Genomic DNA, 15303 nt, shown 5'->3' on the forward strand with positions numbered 1-15303 from the left:
GAGCTACCCGGGCTGCGCGTTCGCCTTTTCCTTCACGAGCGCGGGATCCGGGTCGGTGGCGCCCTCGTACCCTGGCCGTGTCGTCGTCTGGCCGTCGCCCACCGGCGACGCCGATTGCTTGTCCGCAGTGGACGTTCCGCAGCCGGCAGCCAGCACGGAGGCAGCGAGGAGCCACGCGCCTGTTTTCAGTTTCACCTTTGTCCCCCGACAAACGGCTGATCAGCGCGCGGCGGGAAGGAACCCGATGCGCTCGTAGACGGTGGCCAGCGTCTCCGCCGCGACCTCGCGGGCGCGCTGGGCGCCGCGGGCGAGCACCTTGTCGAGTTCGGTGACGTCGTCCACATAGGTCTGGACGCGCTCCTGCAGCGGCGTGACCCACTCGACGAGCACCTCGGCCAGGTCCTTCTTCAGGTCGCCGTAGCCCTTGCCCTCGTAGGCCGCCTCGAGGTCGGCGATCGAGCGTTCGGTGAGCGCCGAGTAGATGGTCAGCAGGTTGGAGACGCCGGCCTTGTTCTCCGCGTCGAACTTGATCTCGCGGCCGGTGTCGGTCACAGCGGAGCGGATCTTCTTCGCCGAGCGCTTCGGGTCTTCGAGCAGCTCGACGAGACCGTTGGCGGCCGACGCCGACTTGCTCATCTTCGCCGTCGGGTCCTGCAGGTCGTAGATCTTCGCCGTGTCCTTGACGATGTAGGGCTCGGGGACCACGAACGTCTTGCCCAGCCGGTTGTTGAAGCGCTGCGCGAGGTTGCGCGTGAGCTCAAGGTGCTGGCGCTGGTCCTCGCCGACGGGCACCGCGTTCGCCTGGTACAGCAGGATGTCCGCGGCCTGCAGGATCGGGTACGTGAAGAGCCCGACACTGGCGCGGTCGGCGCCCTGTTTGGCCGACTTGTCCTTGAACTGCGTCATCCGGCTGGCCTCGCCGAAGCCGGTTTGGCACTCGAGCACCCAGCTCAGCTGTGCGTGCTCGGGCACGTGGCTCTGGACGAACAGGGCGCTGCGGTCGGGGTCGACGCCGATGGCGAGCAGCTGCGCGGCCGAGCGGCGCGTGCGCTCCAGCAGCACCTTCGGGTCCTGCTCGACCGTGATGGCGTGCAGGTCGACGACGCAGTAGAAAGTCTCGTGCGTGTCCTGCAGCTGCACCCACTGGCGCAGGGCGCCGAGGTAGTTGCCGAGGTGGAACGAGTCGGCCGTCGGCTGGATCCCGGAAAGCACCCGCAGGCGCCCGTTCTGTTCGTCGGACACGAGGCGATTCTTCCAGGCTCGGCCGGGGCGGGTCACAGGGAGGTCTCCCCGGAGACGGGTCGGGGGGTGGCGGCCTCGAGCCGGGGCGAGCGGCCGGGTCCGGCAGCGGCGGGCTCAGCGGCCCTGAGCGCGACCGATCAGGGGTGCCGCACCGGCGCGAGCGGCCGGGTGGGGTCCTCGGCGTCGGCGACGGCGGCCTCCGGCGCCACGACAGCGGCGGCGGTGGCGACGGCGGCACGGGCCTTGCGGCGCTGCCGCAGCACGCCGAGGGCCATACCGACGATGCCCAGCGCCACGGCCACCAGGCCGACCGGCCCGAGCATGCCGAAACCAGCCCAGCTGGTCTCTTCGCGGGCAACGTTGTCGTCGGCCAGAGCCGTGCCGCTGCCGGCGAGCAGCAGAACAGCCGGCAGGGCGACGAGGGTCGCCGACCGAGCCGAGCGCAGAGTGGACCGCAACAGGAGATGACCTGGGTTGCGCACCGGAGTGCCTCCCGCGAAATGACGTTCCTGGCGAGATCTCTCACCCGTAAGGATGAGCGTTGTCGTGAAAAAACTACCGAGTGTGTCAAGACCTGTCGGTTCTGATCAACTCGGGCGCCGAGACTAGCGCCCGTCCGGGGAGCCCTGGCGCCCGCCCCTGCGCTACCGGCATCACCGGTGGTCAGCGCTCTGCAGCGAGTTGATCAGTCCCCGCCGTGACCGGAATCGGTCGCTCCGACGGCGGTCGCGGAACCGGCGACGCCCGCTCCCGGTCGCTCGGCGCGCGCGAAACATGAGACACATTCACTCATCCGGCGGCACCGGGCTGCGAACAGAAAGTTATTCACCAACGTTCTTGCTCTGTTCGCGGCTTCTCGATCTTCAAGCGGTTCCGACCGCTTGAACGGTGGTCTATATCTCATTGGCGTCGACCATTTCCCATTTTCAGGACGTACAAAGGAGTGAGCCCATGTCTCTCCGCAGGATCCTCACCGCCGTCGGGATGGTCACCACCGTGGTCGTCGCCATGCTCGTCCCCACCACTGCGACCGCGGCTCCGGCCGCTGGCTTCGTGGTGAGCGAGGCGCAGTTAAACCAGATGTTCCCGAGCCGGAACTCCTTCTACACCTACAGTGGACTGACCGGCGCGCTCGGCGCGTACCCCGGCTTCGCGAACTCCGGCAGCGACACCGTGAAGAAGCAGGAAGCCGCGGCGTTCCTCGCGAACGTGAGCCACGAAACCGGCGGCCTGGTGTACACAGTGGAGCAGAACACCGCGAACTACCCGCACCACTGCGACACCAGCCAGTCCCACGGCTGCCCAGCCGGCACCGCCGCGTACTACGGCCGCGGACCGATCCAGCTCAGCTGGAACTTCGACTACAAGGCCGCGGGTGACGCGCTCGGCATCGATCTGCTGAACCACCCGAACCTCGTGCAGAACGACGCGGCCGTGTCGTGGAAAACCGGCCTCTGGTACTGGAACACCCAGTCCGGCCCCGGCACCGTCACCCCGCACGACGCCATGGTCGACGGCAGCGGCTTCGGCGAGACGATCCGCAGCATCAACGGCTCCATCGAGTGCAACGGCGGCAACCCCGCCCAGGTCCAGAGCCGCGTCGACGCGTACCGGAGTTCACCGGCATCCTGGGAGCCGACCCGGGTGGCAACCTCAGCTGCTGAGGTCCCCAGAGGGCCCCTCGGTGGCGGCCGAGTGGCCCTTCTCCTTGCCCCGTCGAGGAATCAGCGCGGGAACGGCACGTCGTACGTCGCGGTCACCGGAGCGTGGTCCGACCAGCGCTCGGCGTACGTGTCGGCGCGTTCGACGACCACGGACCGCACCGCGGCGGCCAGCCCGGGCGTCGCGAGCTGGCAGTCGATGCGCCAGCCGGAGTCGTTGTCGAAGGCCTTGCCGCGGTAGGACCACCACGTGTAGGGGCCGGGGCCGTCGTGGAGGCGGCGCTGGACGTCGACGTAGCCGGCCTCTTCGTAGACCCGGCCGAGCCACTCGCGCTCCTCGGGCAGGAACCCGGAGTTCTTCTGGTTGCCCTTCCAGTTCTTCAGGTCGACGGTGTCGTAGGCGATGTTCCAGTCGCCCACCACCACGACCTCGCGGCCGGCCGCGGCGGCCTTCGCGCGCAGCTCCACCAGGTGCGGCAGAAACGCCGCCATGAAGCGCTCCTTTTCGTCCTGCCGCTCGGTGCCGACGTCGCCGCTCGGCAGGTACAGGCTCGCGACGACGACGCCCGGCAGGTGCATCTCGAGGTAACGCCCGCTGTCCTCGAACTCGGGCTCACCGAAGCCGACGCGCACTTCCTCCGGCTCGACGCGGCTGTAGAGCGAGACGCCGTTGCGCCCCTTGACCGCCGACGCGGCGTGCGCGGCATACCAGCCTTCCGGCTCGACGACGTGGCCGGGCAGCTGCGCGGACTCCGCCCGCACCTCCTGGCAGGCGACGACATCGGCGTTCGTGGTGGTGAGCCACTCGACGAAGCCCTTCTTCACGGCGGCCCGGAGGCCGTTGACGTTCACGGTGGAGACGGTCAGCACCCCGCGCACGCTACCCGTCGACCCCGACAACTCCGTGCCAGACTGCGGTCATGGCCCGACTCACCGTGCTCGGCAGCTGCGGCGGCTTCCCCGAGCCCGGCCACGCGTGCGCCGCGTTCCTGCTGTCGCACAGCGTCCGGAACAACGACCACCACACCGTCCTCGACCTCGGTTACGGCGCGGCCGCCCGCCTGTTCACGCACGTGGAAGCGAAAGACCTCGGTGCCGTCGTCGTGACGCACGAGCACCCCGACCACATCGCGGACCTCACCGCGCTCAGCCGCGCGTGGCGCTACACGGTCGAGACCACTCGTCTGCCGCTGCACTGCACCCCCGGCGCGCTGCGCCGGCTCGAAGCGGCCGAACCGCGCCCGCACCCGACGACGATCTTCGACGTCCGCACCTTCGCCGGGCCCGAAACCGTCGGCCCGTGGCAGCTGACCTCGGCGCCGCACGCCGCACTTCGTGCCGAACCACGGCGTGCGGCTGAGTTCCGCGACCGCCACCGTCGCGTACTCCGGTGACACCGGCCCGTCGCCACTGCTCGTGGAGCTGGCGCGCGACGCGGACGTGCTGATCTGCGAGGCGACCGTCCAGGAACCCGAAGAGCACCTCATGACGGCCGCCGAAGCCGGCCGCACGGCGGCGACAGCCGGTGCGAAAACCTTGCTGCTCACGCACTTCTGGCCCGGCACCGACCGTGCCGAATCGGTCGCGCAGGCGAGCGCGGAGTTCAGCGGTGAGGTGCTGGCCGCAGAAGAGGGAATGAGGCTCGAGCTGTAGCCCGGCGGCACCTCTTGACGGCAGATGGCTAATTCCATTAGCTTTTTAGCTATGCCCATTAGCCACCGTGATGTCCCCTAGAGCCGGCCTCACGCCGGACGCCGTCGTCACCCTCGCGCTCGAGGTGGTGGACGCCGACGGCGCCGGCGCACTCACCCTCGCCAAGGTCGCGGAGCGCGCCGGCGTCGCCACGCCCTCGCTGTACAAGCACGTCGGCGGTCTCGCCGCCCTCCGGCGGCTCATCGACCTCGAGGTGGTCACCGAGATGACCGAGGCGTTGCGAGGCGCCGCGACCGGCCGGTCCGGCGAAGAGGCCATCGAGGCCCTCGCGGATGCGTATCGCGCATACCTGCGAAGACATCCACATCGGGTCGCCGCGCTGGAAACGGCGCCCGACGAGGCCGATGAGGAGCTCGCCAAGGCCACCCACGGTGTCGCCGAAGTCGCCTTCGCGGTGCTTCGCCCGTACGGCTTCGACCACGCCCGCAGCGTGCACGCGACGCGTTGCCTGCGCGCCGCCGTACACGGCTTCGCCAGCCTCGAAGCTTCCGGCGGATTCGGCCGCCCCGAAGACGTCGACGCCAGCTTCACGCTCCTGAAAACGATGCTCGTGCGAGGCATCGCCGGCTACGCCGAAACAAGCTGAGGAGAACCATGTCCTTCGTCATCGCCGTGCTGCTCTTCACCGTCGCGCTCGGGATCGCCGACGCGCGCTTTCCCTGGCAGGCCAACGGGATTCGCCGATGATCGCCGGACACTTCGGCCTCGCGGCCGGTGTCAATGCCGGCCGGCCTTCGATTCCGGTGTGGACGCTGATGCTCGCCACCGCGTGGCTCGACATCGTGTTCACCCCGCTGTACCTCACCGGCGTCGAAACCATCGACCAGCCGGGCGGAACCGGCTACGGCGAGGGCGTGATCCACGCCGACTACACGCATTCACTGGTGGGCGCGGTCGTCCTCTCGGCCTTGTTCGGCCTGGTCGCAGCGCGCTGGGTCGGTCGCGGCGCGGGTGTCACGCTCGGCGCGGTCGCGTTCTCCCACTGGCTGCTCGACCTCGTGGTGCACCGCGCCGACCTGCCGATCCTGCCCGGCAACGCGGGCGGCCTGCCGACGTTCGGCTTCGGCCTGTGGCGGCTCCCGGCGGTCTCGATGACCGTCGAAATCCTCCTGCTGGTGGCCGGTATCGGCCTCTACTGGCGGGCCGCCGCCAAACGCGACCCGCGCAAGGCGCGCGGCCTGGGCGTCATCGCCGCGGTGTCGGGTGCGGCCACCGTGGCGCTGGAGCTGATCGGCGGCTAGACCGTCAGCATTTCGCCCCTTCGACTGGCTTCACGAAGCTGCTCGCCACCCACTTGCCCTGGGCGACCTCGCGGAACCCGTTCTGCTGCACCGGCATGGCGTCGAACTCCGCGCCGTTGAGGTACTTCCCGACGATCTTGCCGTTGCCGTCGGGTGTCTCGCGGGCGTTGAGGACGTCGGCGGTCACGGTGACCTTGCACCCGGTCGGGGAGCCCTGCGCGTCGGCCTGGCCCTTCTGGTTGATCACGTAGAGGATCACCACTGCGGCGATGACGCCGATGATGATCAGCGTCTTCTTCGGCAACAACCCCAGGATCACGGCTGGCTCCTCCGACGAATCCCGAAAACCCGGCCCGACCAGGGTAGACACGGAGTGGGTCGGCCCGACAGGGCCGCCGGCCCAGACCACCCGGAGGCGCCAACAGCGTCACCTCCCGGTGACAATGGGTGATCGCGACGAAGGGGCACCTCGGAAGACTCCTCCGAGGTGCCCCTTCGCGGTGGTGGGAAAGGCAGTTCTGCCGGTGGCTCAGCCCTGGGCGATCTTCTTGGCCAGGTTCTCGTCGAGGGTCGCGAGGAACTCCTCGGTGGTCTGCCACTGCTGGTCGCCGCCGACGAGCAGCGCCAGGTCCTTCGTCATCTTGCCGCTCTCGACGGTGTCGATGACCACGCGCTCCAGCGTGTTCGCGAAGCCGATGAGCTCCGGGTTGGCGTCGAGCTTGCCGCGGTGCTCGAGGCCCCGGGTCCACGCGTAGATCGAGGCGATCGGGTTCGTGGAGGTCGGCTTGCCCTGCTGGTGCTGGCGGTAGTGGCGCGTCACGGTGCCGTGTGCGGCCTCGGCCTCGACGGTCTTGCCGTCCGGCGTGCGCAGCACCGACGTCATCAGGCCGAGCGAGCCGAAGCCCTGGGCCACGGTGTCGGACTGGACGTCACCGTCGTAGTTCTTGGTGGCCCAGACGTAGCCGCCCTCCCACTTGAGCGCCGCGGCGACCATGTCGTCGATGAGCCGGTGCTCGTAGGTGAGGCCCTTGGCGTCGAAGTCGGCCTTGTACTCGGCCTCGAAGATCTCCTGGAACACGTCCTTGAACATGCCGTCGTAGGACTTGAGGATCGTGTTCTTGGTCGACAGGTAGACCGGCATGGCGCGGTCGAGACCGTACTGCAGCGATGCGCGCGCGAAGTCCTCGATCGACTTGCGGTAGTTGTACATACCCAGGGCGACGCCGCCGCCCTCCGGGTACTTCGCGACCTCGAACTCCATCGGCGCGGAGCCGTCTTCGGGGGTGTAGGTCAGCGTCAGGGTGCCCGGGCCGGGCACCTTGAAGTCGGTGGCCTTGTACTGGTCACCGTGGGCGTGACGGCCGATGATGATGGGCTTGGTCCAGCCCGGTACCAGGCGCGGCACGTTCTGCATGATGATCGGCTCGCGGAAGACCACGCCGCCGAGAATGTTGCGGATGGTGCCGTTGGGGCTCCGCCACATCTTCTTGAGGCCGAACTCCTCCACGCGCGCCTCGTCGGGCGTGATCGTGGCGCACTTGACACCGACGCCGTGCTTCTTGATGGCGTTGGCGGCGTCGACCGTGATCTGGTCGTCGGTGCGGTCCCGCTCCTCGATGCCCAGGTCGTAGTAGTCCAGGTTGACGTCCAGGTACGGGTGGATCAGCTTGTCCTTGATGAACTGCCAGATGATGCGGGTCATCTCATCGCCGTCGAGCTCGACGACGGTGCCCTGGACCTTGATCTTGGCCATGAGCAGCGGTGCTCCTTCCGCGGATCTTCGCGATGCTTCTTCGACTCGTCGGTAGCGGTACAAGCGTACTGCTTACCGGGCCGGGGTGGTTCCAGAAGTGGTCGGCGTCAAGTCTCCACCCGGCGCTCGCGGCCCCGACGAGCGGGCACAGCACGCCTTCGTCGACCGCGGAACCGGGTGAGCTCGGCCACCATCCCGTCGGGGAACCAGCCACCCGGGAGGTCACGCTATGTCGTATTCCGGCTCGTACACCACTTTTCAGCCGCCGGAATTCGATAAGCCGGGCCGTCACGCGCGTGTTCAGCGGGCTGCTCGGGCTCGTGCTCACCCCGTCGCGCTGGGCCTGCTCGCGGCCGGTGGCTACCGCCGGCAGGCGCTCGTCGTGGAGGCGTTCGGCGCCCGCCGCGACGCGCTCGGCATCGCGAGGGGCGATGGCGGGCGCGATCCTGTTGCTGCTGGTCACGGCGCTGGGCGCGTGGTCTTCATCGGGTCCGTTTGCTCGGCGGGTTCGTGTGGGGGTGCTGCCGGGCGTCGTCGCACTGGCGATGCCGGAGTGGGGGGCCACCTGCTCGACGTGCTGCCGCGCGGCGGGCTGTCGTCCGGTGTGCCGTCGTCGCTGTTCTCGGGCGCGCTGCTCGCTGGCGGGTCCGGCTGGTCGGCGCGGGTCTGGCGGCCTGATCGCGCGGTGGCGGCCCGCTCGGTGACCAGTGCCTTCGCGCGCGGTGAGAACATCGTCACATGGGTCTGTTCACCGTGCCGGAGGCGCGCGCCGAGCTCGCCAGGTTGCTCCCGGTCCTCGCCGAGCTCGTCCGGGTGCGCGCCGACGCCGCCGAGCTCGCCGCTTCGCTGCGACCGGGCGGGCGTGACACCGACCTCGGCGGGTTGCCGGAGTGGAAGGCCGCGCAGGCCCGGCTCGACGAGTTGATGACGACTGTCCAGCGCACGGGCGCGGAACTCAAGGGCTTCGCTCCGCTGCTGGTGGACTTCCCGGCGTCGCTCGACGGCGACGACGTGCTGCTGTGCTGGCTCGAAGGCGACCGCGAACTGGCCTGGTACCACCGGGTCGACCTCGGCTTCGCGGGGCGCCGGCCGTTGAAGTGAAAATTCGCTGGTCAGCGCCGCTAGGTTGAGCCGGTGAGCACAGCTTCCGACGTCTTCGACGCGCTGGCCGACGGATACGACGACGACGAGTTCCACCCCCTGGTGGCCGACACCCTGGTGGCGTCGCTGCCGAGCGGGGCCTCCCTGCTGGTCGACGTGGCCACCGGCACGGGCGCGGCGGCCTTCGCGGCGCTGCGGCTGAACCCCGCCTCGATCGTCGCGGTGGACTTCTCGCCGGCGATGCTCGCGCTGGCGCGGACGAAGGCGGCCACGCTGGATCCCGCGGGCGTGATCTCATGGCACGAGGGCCGCGCCGTACCCCTCCCGATCGCCGACGGCGGCGCCGACGCGGTCGTGTGCGCCTCCGCCCTGCACTTCCTCGGCGCGACGGCGCTCGCGGAGTGGCTGCGCGTCCTGCGGCCCGGCGGCGTGGCCGCGTTCAGCATCTCCTCGGCCAAGCGCTTCTCGCGGACCGGCTCGCTGTCCGACCAGATGCCCCGTGACTTCCGCATCCCCGCCACTGAAGCCGACGCCGCCGCCTTGGCCACCGACGCCGGCTTCGGCTCCGCGTCGGCCACCACGGTGACCGCCCACCTCGGCGGCCGGGAGCGGCTGGTGTTCGCGGTGCGTGCGGTGCGCTAGCGGTGCAAGTGGACTTCGCCGGTCGTCGCGAGACCGGCGGGGCCCGAGCAGTGCCGGCACGAACGAGGCGTCGAAGCCGGTGGTGGTGCCATCGTCGGCCCGGACGAGCTGCGTGAGCGTGAAGTCGGCGGTGGGGTCTTCGGCGATGTCGGTGCAGGCCCGAGCGCCGCGGAAGACGGCGAAGCCCGGCCCGTCGAGCTGCGGCGCGTGCCCGCCGCGGAAGCGGGTGCCGGGTAGGTGACTTCGTGCAGCTGCTCGCCGGCGGGCGCCCTCAGCCCGAGACGAGCCCGTTGCAGGTGCCGTTGTCGGCTTTCGCCACGCCCCCGTACTCCGACACGGTCACCTGGCCGGCGCCCGTCGCCGGGCACGGCGCGCGCTGCGGGGGCTGCCGGCTGGAGGCAGACGGCCTGCCCGGCTCGGTTACTTCTTCGCCGCCGCCCTCTCCGCCTTTTCCGCCTTCTTGAACGCCCGCACTTCGGCGAGGGTCTTGGCGTTCACGACGTCCGCGATCGAGCGGCGGGAGCCACGGTCGCCGTACGCGCCGGCGGCGGTGCGCCAGCCCTTGGGTTGCACGCCGTACTGCTTGCCGAGCAGGGCGAGGAAGATCTTGGCCTTCTGTTCGCCGTAGCCGGGGAGGGCTTTGAGGCGCTGGAGGACCTCGGGACCGTCGGGCTTGGGGCGGCCTTGCGTCCAGATCGCTTCCGCGTCGCCGTCGTAGTTTTCGACGATGAACCGGCAGAGGGCCTGCACGCGGCGCGCCATGGAGCCGCCGTAGCGGTGGATGGCGGGCGGCGTGACGCACTTCTGCACGAACTCCTCGGTGTCGGCCTCGGCGATGCGCCGCACGTCGAACCCGCCCATGCGATCGGCGATCTTGCGCGGCCCGAGGAACGCGACCTCCATGGAGATCTGCTGGTCCAGCAGCATGCCGACCAGCAGCGCCACCGGGTCCTCACTCAGCAGCTTGTCGGCTTCGGCGTCGCCGCTCAGGTGCACTTCACGCGTCATGCGTGCCATTTTGGCAGGTCGCGACCCTCACGCGCAGCTCACCGAGCCGAGTGGCGCCGTACGAGAGGTCTGCGCCGTGCTCGCAGCCGACGACCGGCAGGCTCGAGAACGCGGCGCCGTCACATTCGGCAGGCCCACCATCCGCGGTGCCGGTCCACGCGCGCGGACCGAAGGAGCCGGAAACCCCGCGGATGCGGCAGGACACGTCGCGCCACGACGCGTTTCCCGGACGGCCGCAGTCAGGAGCGGGCGAACCACAGCACGTCCGGCTCGCCGCGCGGCACCGGGACCTCCACCACGCGCACGTCGGAGAACCGCTCCCGCAGCCGGTCCGTGAACGCGGGCGCCGCGCCGGCGCTCCACACCGCCAGCACACCGCCAGGGCGCAGGAGCCGCGCGAGACCGTCCACTCCGGACTCTCCGTACAGCGACGCGTTGCCGGGCGTGACCGTCCACTCCGGACCGTTGTCGATGTCGAGGCACAGCGCGTCGAACTTCTCCGCACAGCCGGCCAGCCACGGCACCAGGTCCGCCTCGACGACCCGCACGCGCGGGTCCGCCAGGGCCGAACCGTGCACCTCACGTAGCGGACCCGTACAATTCCACGCGATGACGGCCGGTTCGCGCTCCACCACCACAACCGCGCCCACCCGGGGATGATCCAGCGCCGCCCGCAGCGAAAACCCGACCCCGAGGCCGCCGATGAGCACCCGGGCACCCGCAGCCAGCAGGTCCGCGGCACCGGTCACGAGCAGGCGTTCGGACTCGCCGTTGCGGGTGTCCATGAGGAACACGCCGTTCTCGATCACCTCGAACGCGTCGCCTTCGCGGCGGAGCACAAGTTCACCGCCCATGCCGTGGGCCACCTCCAGCACCTCAGCCACGCGGCCAGCCTTTCACAACGGCCTGTACGCGACCGCGAGCCGCCCTTAGGCTGTGTAGCCAGGAGGTGAAACCTCATGCGCGCGACAGTAGGAGACGAGATCCAGGTCCACGGCCGCACGGTGGGAGCGGCCGAGCAGCGCGCCGAGATCCTCGAGGTGCGCGGCCCGGACGGCTCACCGCCGTACGTGGTCCGGTTCACCGACGGGCACGAAGCTCTGCTGTACCCCGGACCGGACTGCGAGATCAACCCGGATTAACCGACGGCCACTTCTTCGCGGACCGGCGCCCTGCGCGGCTCCCAGAAGAACGCCATCACCGCGACGGCCACCCCGGCGAGGACCGCCGCGACTTCCGGCAGCACCGTCGGGCCCGCCGACGTGAGCACGGCCCCGCCGACGACGCCGGAGAGACCGACACCGAGGTAGATCGCCGACGCGTTCAGCGAGAGCGCCAGCCCGGCGTGCCCGGGCGACAGCTCGATGAGCCGGTGCTGCATGGGCGGGTTGATCGCCCACGTGATCGTGCCCCACACGAAGAACGTGACGCCCGCGCCCGCGACGGTCACCGACGTGAACGGCAGCAGCGCCATCACGACGGTCATCCCGGCCAGCACCACGAGCACCGGCACGCGCGCGCCCCACCGGTCGGCCGCGCGGCCGCCGAGGTAGTTGCCCAGCGCGCCGCCGACGCCGTAGCAGAACAGCAGCACGGTGACGGTGCCGCCGGTGACACCGGCCGTCGCGGCGAGCAGCGACGAAGACAGCGTGTAGACCATGAACGCGCCGAGGCACGCGAGCACGGTCGTGATGAGCAGCGCGACCACGCGCTTGTCCCGCGCCAACGCGAAGCGCTCGGCCAGCCGCACGGCCGGCGGCGGCGCGACGCGCGGCAGCACGAGGCGCACGGCGATCGCGCCCGCCAGCGACAGCACGCCGACGAGCAGGAACGCGGCCTGGTAGTCCCACTGTTGCGAGACCAGACTGCCGAGCGGCACCCCGAAGATCAGCGCGACCGTGAGGCCGCCGAACACCAGCGCGACGGCGCGGCCGCGGCGTTCCGGCGTGGTCAGCTCTGCGGCGACGGCGCTGGCCGCCGGCGTGAACACCGCGGCGCCGACGGCCGTGACGACCCGCGCGACCAGCAGCGTGCCGTAGCCCGGCGCGACGGCGGCGAACAGGTTGCCGACGCCGGTCACGGCGAGCGCGGCCACCAGCAGCGTCCGGCGCTCCCAGCGGCCGGTCAGCGCCGCGAACAGCGGCGAGCCGAGTGCGTACGCGATGGCGAAGGACGTGACGAGCTGCGCGGCCGCGGTGGCGGAGACGTGCAGCTCGGAGACGAGCGACGGCAGGAGCCCGGCCACGATGTAGCCGCTGGTGCCGACCCCGAAGGCCCCGAACGCCAGCACGGCGTTTCGCGAGTTCCCGGTGGAAGTGGCGCTGGACATGAACGTGCCCCCAAGGGATGAAGCGGATTGGTTCGACGAACGTCGTAGTTCGATGACGACCGTACACGCCTCCCCTGACAATTTCGAGGATCGTCGTACTATGGACGCATGCCGGCCACCACGCACCTGAGCCCGCTCGTCCACCCCGAGCGCGACGAGATCACCGTCGAGGGCGTGCTGCGCGCGCTCGCGGACCCCGTGCGTCTGGCGATCGTGCGCCAGCTGGCCGCCGCGGGCACCGAGGTCTCGTGCGGCGGGCTCGACGTGCCGGTGACGAAATCCACACTCACCCACCACCTCGGGATCCTGCGCCAGGCCGGGGTGACCAGCGGCCGGCAGGAGGGCACGACCCGGTTCAACTCGTTGCGGCGCAACGATCTCGACGACCTGTTCCCCGGACTGCTCGACGGTGTGCTCGCCGCGCGCCGCTGACGGTCGCGCTACGTGAACAGCCTCACGCCGATACCGGGATGACAAACCCCGTCCGGTCGGTTGGAGTGGTGTGGGACAGCACGACGACGTCGGGGCTGTCTTGTTTTTTGGCCGCTTTCTAAAGCGCTTCAGATCGGGTTTGACCCGGACTGAGAGTAATCGATTTCTCACGGAAGGAGAGCCGTGCCCGTCGCGTTGCTCGCGCTCGCCATCGGTGCCTTCGGCATCGGGACCACCGAGTTCGTGATGATGGGTGTGCTGCCCCAGGCCGCCGCGGACTTCCACATCGCCATCCCCACCGCCGGCTACTTCATCTCCGCCTACGCGCTCGGCGTCGTCATCGGCGCCCCGCTGCTGACCGCGGTGGCCGTGCGGCTGCCGCGCAAGACGATGCTGCTCGCGATGATGGGCCTGTTCACGCTGGGCAACGGCCTGTTCGCGCTCTCGCCGAACCAAGCGTTCGGCGTGCTGTTCCGCTTCCTGGCCGGCCTGCCCCACGGCGCGTTCTTCGGCGCCGGGGCGGTGGTCGCGTCGAGCCTGGTCAAGCCGGGCGATCGCGCGAAGGCCGTGTCGATGATGTTCATGGGTCTCACGCTGGCGAACGTCGTCGGCGTGCCGCTCGGGACGCTGCTGGGCCAGCAGGTCGGCTGGCGGGCGACGTTCGGAGTGGTGGCCCTGATCGGACTGCTGGCAGCCGGGGCCATTGCCAAGCTGGTGCCGCACCAAGGCCGTCCGGCCGAGGCTTCGCTGCGCGGTGAGCTGAGTGCGTTCCGGCGGCCGCAGGTGTGGCTGGCGCTGGCGATCGTGACCTTCGGGCTGGGCGGCGTGTTCGCGTGCCTGTCCTACATCGCGCCGATGCTGACGGACGTCACCGGCTTCTCGCCCGCGGACGTGACGCTGCTGCTGTCCCTGGCAGGCGTCGGCATGACCGTCGGCAACTACCTGGGCGGGCGGCTCGCCGACCGCGCGCTGATGCCTTCGTTGTACGCCGCGATGCTTTCGCTGGCCGTGGTGCTGGGGATCTTCACGCTGACGGCGCAGTCCAAGGTCGGCGCCGCGATCACGATCTTCTTCGTCGGCGTCGCCGGCTTCATGATCGGCCCGATGATGCAGACCCGCATCATGCAGAAGGCCGGTGGGACTCCGTCGCTGGTTTCCGCGGCCGTGCAATCGGCCTTCAACATCGCCAACTCGATCGGCGCGTACCTCGGCGGGCTGGTGATCGCCGGTGGTCTGGGCCTCGTGGCGCCCAACTGGGTGGGCGCCACGCTGGCCGTGCTCGGCCTGTCCATCGCGGCGGTGTCGGGGACGTTGGACCGGCGGGATGCCCGGGCCGAGGAGCAGCGGGAGCTGGCGTTGGCTTCGTAGGGGTTCGGTTTCTCGGCTGTCTTGCGGTGGCCCCGCACCTGGGTCTCGGGTGCGGGGCCACTTCGCGCCCGGGGACCGCTCGTGCGGGATGCGGTGGCACGAGTGGACCGGTCGCGCTCGAGCTGCGTGCGCGAACGGCCCACTCGCGCTGGCCGCGATGTGCGAACGGTCCGCTCGCTCCACCCGGAATTCACGAACGGAGCGATCGCACGGGCCTCACAGCGCGGCGCGAATGGACCGGTCGCGCTGCTCAACTGCGCGAAGGGACCACTCGCACGCCTGCCGACGCTCGATGGAACCGCTTGTCGCGCACCAGCAGAAGCACGATCGGACCGCTCGCGCACCAGCAGACGCGAGGGGACCGGTCGCCCCTGGCTGAGCCGCGAGCGGGCCGGTCACACCCGGATCGAGTCACGACGGGACCGCTCGCCCCCCAGTCAAGTCACGACAGGACCACCCGCCCCAGTTGAGCCGCGACGGGACCACTCGGACTGGGCAGGGGCGCGAAGGGACCACTCGCGCACCGGCAGACACGCGAAGGGACCGGTCGCCGCCTGGCTGAGCCGCGAGCGGGCCGGTCACACCCGGATCGAGTCACGACGGGACCGCTCGCCCCCAGTCAAGTCACGACGGGACCGCTCGCCCCCAGTTGAGCCGCGACGGGATCGGGCAGGGGCGCGAAGGGACCACTCGCGCACCGGCAGCGTCGCGAAAGGTCAAGTCGTGCTGGAGGAGGGCACGAGAGGGCCACTCGAACCAAGCCGGGCACACGACGGGACCATTCGCGCCCCGGGCCAGCCACACGACCGGTCC

At 70.2% G+C, this 15303-nt stretch carries 16 protein-coding genes and 2 pseudogenes; 9 read left to right on the forward strand and 9 right to left on the reverse strand.

Translation table 11 applies throughout. The annotated features are described in order from the left end of the window. Positions 1–3: 3 nt before the first annotated feature. The 3 genes from I6J71_RS39890 to I6J71_RS39900 form a co-directional block, all read right to left on the reverse strand. Complete coding sequence (locus I6J71_RS39890; protein WP_204091588.1) at positions 4–195, reverse strand: hypothetical protein; 192 nt, start codon at positions 193–195, stop codon at positions 4–6. Between the two features lie 24 nt (positions 196–219). Continuing rightward, the gene (trpS, locus tag I6J71_RS39895) at positions 220–1242 is read right to left on the reverse strand and encodes a tryptophan--tRNA ligase (RefSeq protein WP_204091589.1); all 1023 of its coding nucleotides are present in this window, start codon (positions 1240–1242) and stop codon (positions 220–222) included. Positions 1243–1379: 137 nt separating this feature from the next. After that, the gene (locus I6J71_RS39900; protein WP_370542041.1) at positions 1380–1724 is read right to left on the reverse strand and encodes a hypothetical protein; all 345 of its coding nucleotides are present in this window, start codon (positions 1722–1724) and stop codon (positions 1380–1382) included. Between the two features lie 562 nt (positions 1725–2286). Between I6J71_RS39900 and I6J71_RS39905 the strand changes: the two are divergent. Continuing rightward, positions 2287–2906: pseudogene (locus I6J71_RS39905) on the forward strand (chitinase); the annotation flags it as partial. A gap of 60 nt (positions 2907–2966) precedes the next feature. Here I6J71_RS39905 and I6J71_RS39910 read toward each other — a convergent pair. Then, positions 2967–3782: an exodeoxyribonuclease III gene (locus I6J71_RS39910; protein WP_204091590.1), complete on the reverse strand. Its 816-nt coding sequence runs from the start codon at positions 3780–3782 to the stop codon at positions 2967–2969. A gap of 41 nt (positions 3783–3823) precedes the next feature. Here I6J71_RS39910 and I6J71_RS39915 point away from each other — a divergent pair. From I6J71_RS39915 to I6J71_RS39925, 3 genes and pseudogenes are all read left to right on the forward strand, one after another. Next, positions 3824–4556: pseudogene (locus tag I6J71_RS39915) on the forward strand (MBL fold metallo-hydrolase). 70 nt (positions 4557–4626) lie between these two features. Continuing rightward, entirely contained in the window at positions 4627–5202 is a 576-nt protein-coding gene (locus I6J71_RS39920) for a TetR/AcrR family transcriptional regulator (protein WP_204091591.1), read from the forward strand. Between the two features lie 97 nt (positions 5203–5299). After that, complete coding sequence (locus I6J71_RS39925; protein ID WP_204091592.1) at positions 5300–5857, forward strand: permease; 558 nt, start codon at positions 5300–5302, stop codon at positions 5855–5857. Positions 5858–5861: 4 nt separating this feature from the next. On the opposite strand, the gene I6J71_RS39930 is transcribed toward I6J71_RS39925, so the two are convergent. Further along, positions 5862–6176 (reverse strand): SH3 domain-containing protein, encoded by a 315-nt coding sequence (locus I6J71_RS39930; protein ID WP_239154178.1) that lies wholly within the window; start codon positions 6174–6176, stop codon positions 5862–5864. 210 nt (positions 6177–6386) lie between these two features. Then, positions 6387–7610, reverse strand: coding sequence for an NADP-dependent isocitrate dehydrogenase (locus I6J71_RS39935; RefSeq protein ID WP_204091593.1), 1224 nt, complete (start codon positions 7608–7610; stop codon positions 6387–6389). A 738-nt stretch (positions 7611–8348) separates the two neighbouring features. Between I6J71_RS39935 and I6J71_RS39940 the strand changes: the two genes are divergently transcribed. Beyond that, positions 8349–8711 carry a DUF2203 domain-containing protein gene (locus I6J71_RS39940; protein WP_204091594.1) on the forward strand — a complete coding sequence of 121 codons (363 nt, stop codon included), beginning with the start codon at positions 8349–8351 and terminating at the stop codon, positions 8709–8711. Between the two features lie 33 nt (positions 8712–8744). Then, a complete protein-coding gene (locus I6J71_RS39945; protein ID WP_204091595.1) occupies positions 8745–9353 on the forward strand; it encodes a class I SAM-dependent methyltransferase in 609 nt (202 codons plus the stop codon). Between the two features lie 420 nt (positions 9354–9773). Here the strand turns inward: I6J71_RS39945 and I6J71_RS39950 are convergent, their stop codons facing one another. After that, positions 9774–10361 carry an HhH-GPD-type base excision DNA repair protein gene (locus I6J71_RS39950; protein WP_204091596.1) on the reverse strand — a complete coding sequence of 196 codons (588 nt, stop codon included), beginning with the start codon at positions 10359–10361 and terminating at the stop codon, positions 9774–9776. 239 nt (positions 10362–10600) lie between these two features. Next, complete coding sequence (locus I6J71_RS39955; RefSeq protein ID WP_204091597.1) at positions 10601–11245, reverse strand: spermidine synthase; 645 nt, start codon at positions 11243–11245, stop codon at positions 10601–10603. A gap of 75 nt (positions 11246–11320) precedes the next feature. Between I6J71_RS39955 and I6J71_RS39960 the strand changes: the two genes are divergently transcribed. Beyond that, positions 11321–11503, forward strand: a complete 183-nt coding sequence (locus tag I6J71_RS39960; RefSeq protein ID WP_204091598.1) for a DUF1918 domain-containing protein — start codon at positions 11321–11323, stop codon at positions 11501–11503. Here the strand turns inward: I6J71_RS39960 and I6J71_RS39965 are convergent. Then, positions 11500–12690, reverse strand: coding sequence for an MFS transporter (locus tag I6J71_RS39965; RefSeq protein ID WP_204091599.1), 1191 nt, complete (start codon positions 12688–12690; stop codon positions 11500–11502). The two genes, I6J71_RS39960 and I6J71_RS39965, sit on opposite strands and share 4 nt — an antisense overlap. A 108-nt stretch (positions 12691–12798) precedes the next feature. Between I6J71_RS39965 and I6J71_RS39970 the strand changes: the two genes are divergently transcribed. Then, positions 12799–13122 (forward strand): helix-turn-helix transcriptional regulator, encoded by a 324-nt coding sequence (locus I6J71_RS39970; protein WP_204091600.1) that lies wholly within the window; start codon positions 12799–12801, stop codon positions 13120–13122. A 183-nt stretch (positions 13123–13305) separates the two neighbouring features. Beyond that, positions 13306–14490 (forward strand): MFS transporter, encoded by a 1185-nt coding sequence (locus tag I6J71_RS39975; protein WP_204091601.1) that lies wholly within the window; start codon positions 13306–13308, stop codon positions 14488–14490. Positions 14491–15303 lie beyond the last annotated feature (813 nt).

Origin of the sequence: Amycolatopsis sp. FDAARGOS 1241 (assembly GCF_016889705.1) — a bacterium.
In the GTDB taxonomy this organism is placed as follows: Bacteria; Actinomycetota; Actinomycetes; order Mycobacteriales; family Pseudonocardiaceae; genus Amycolatopsis.

What these genes read in the sequence shown, in the direction of transcription:
- I6J71_RS39935 (WP_204091593.1), bottom strand. Translation starts at nt 7,610, where the DNA reads ATGGCCAAGATCAAGGTCCAGGGCACCGTCGTCGAGCTCGACGGCGAT.
- I6J71_RS39960 (WP_204091598.1), top strand. Translation starts at nt 11,321, where the DNA reads ATGCGCGCGACAGTAGGAGACGAGATCCAGGTCCACGGCCGCACGGTG.
- I6J71_RS39965 (WP_204091599.1), bottom strand. Translation starts at nt 12,690, where the DNA reads ATGTCCAGCGCCACTTCCACCGGGAACTCGCGAAACGCCGTGCTGGCG.
- I6J71_RS39925 (WP_204091592.1), top strand. Translation starts at nt 5,300, where the DNA reads ATGATCGCCGGACACTTCGGCCTCGCGGCCGGTGTCAATGCCGGCCGG.
- I6J71_RS39970 (WP_204091600.1), top strand. Translation starts at nt 12,799, where the DNA reads ATGCCGGCCACCACGCACCTGAGCCCGCTCGTCCACCCCGAGCGCGAC.
- I6J71_RS39920 (WP_204091591.1), top strand. Translation starts at nt 4,627, where the DNA reads ATGTCCCCTAGAGCCGGCCTCACGCCGGACGCCGTCGTCACCCTCGCG.
- I6J71_RS39940 (WP_204091594.1), top strand. Translation starts at nt 8,349, where the DNA reads ATGGGTCTGTTCACCGTGCCGGAGGCGCGCGCCGAGCTCGCCAGGTTG.
- I6J71_RS39950 (WP_204091596.1), bottom strand. Translation starts at nt 10,361, where the DNA reads ATGACGCGTGAAGTGCACCTGAGCGGCGACGCCGAAGCCGACAAGCTG.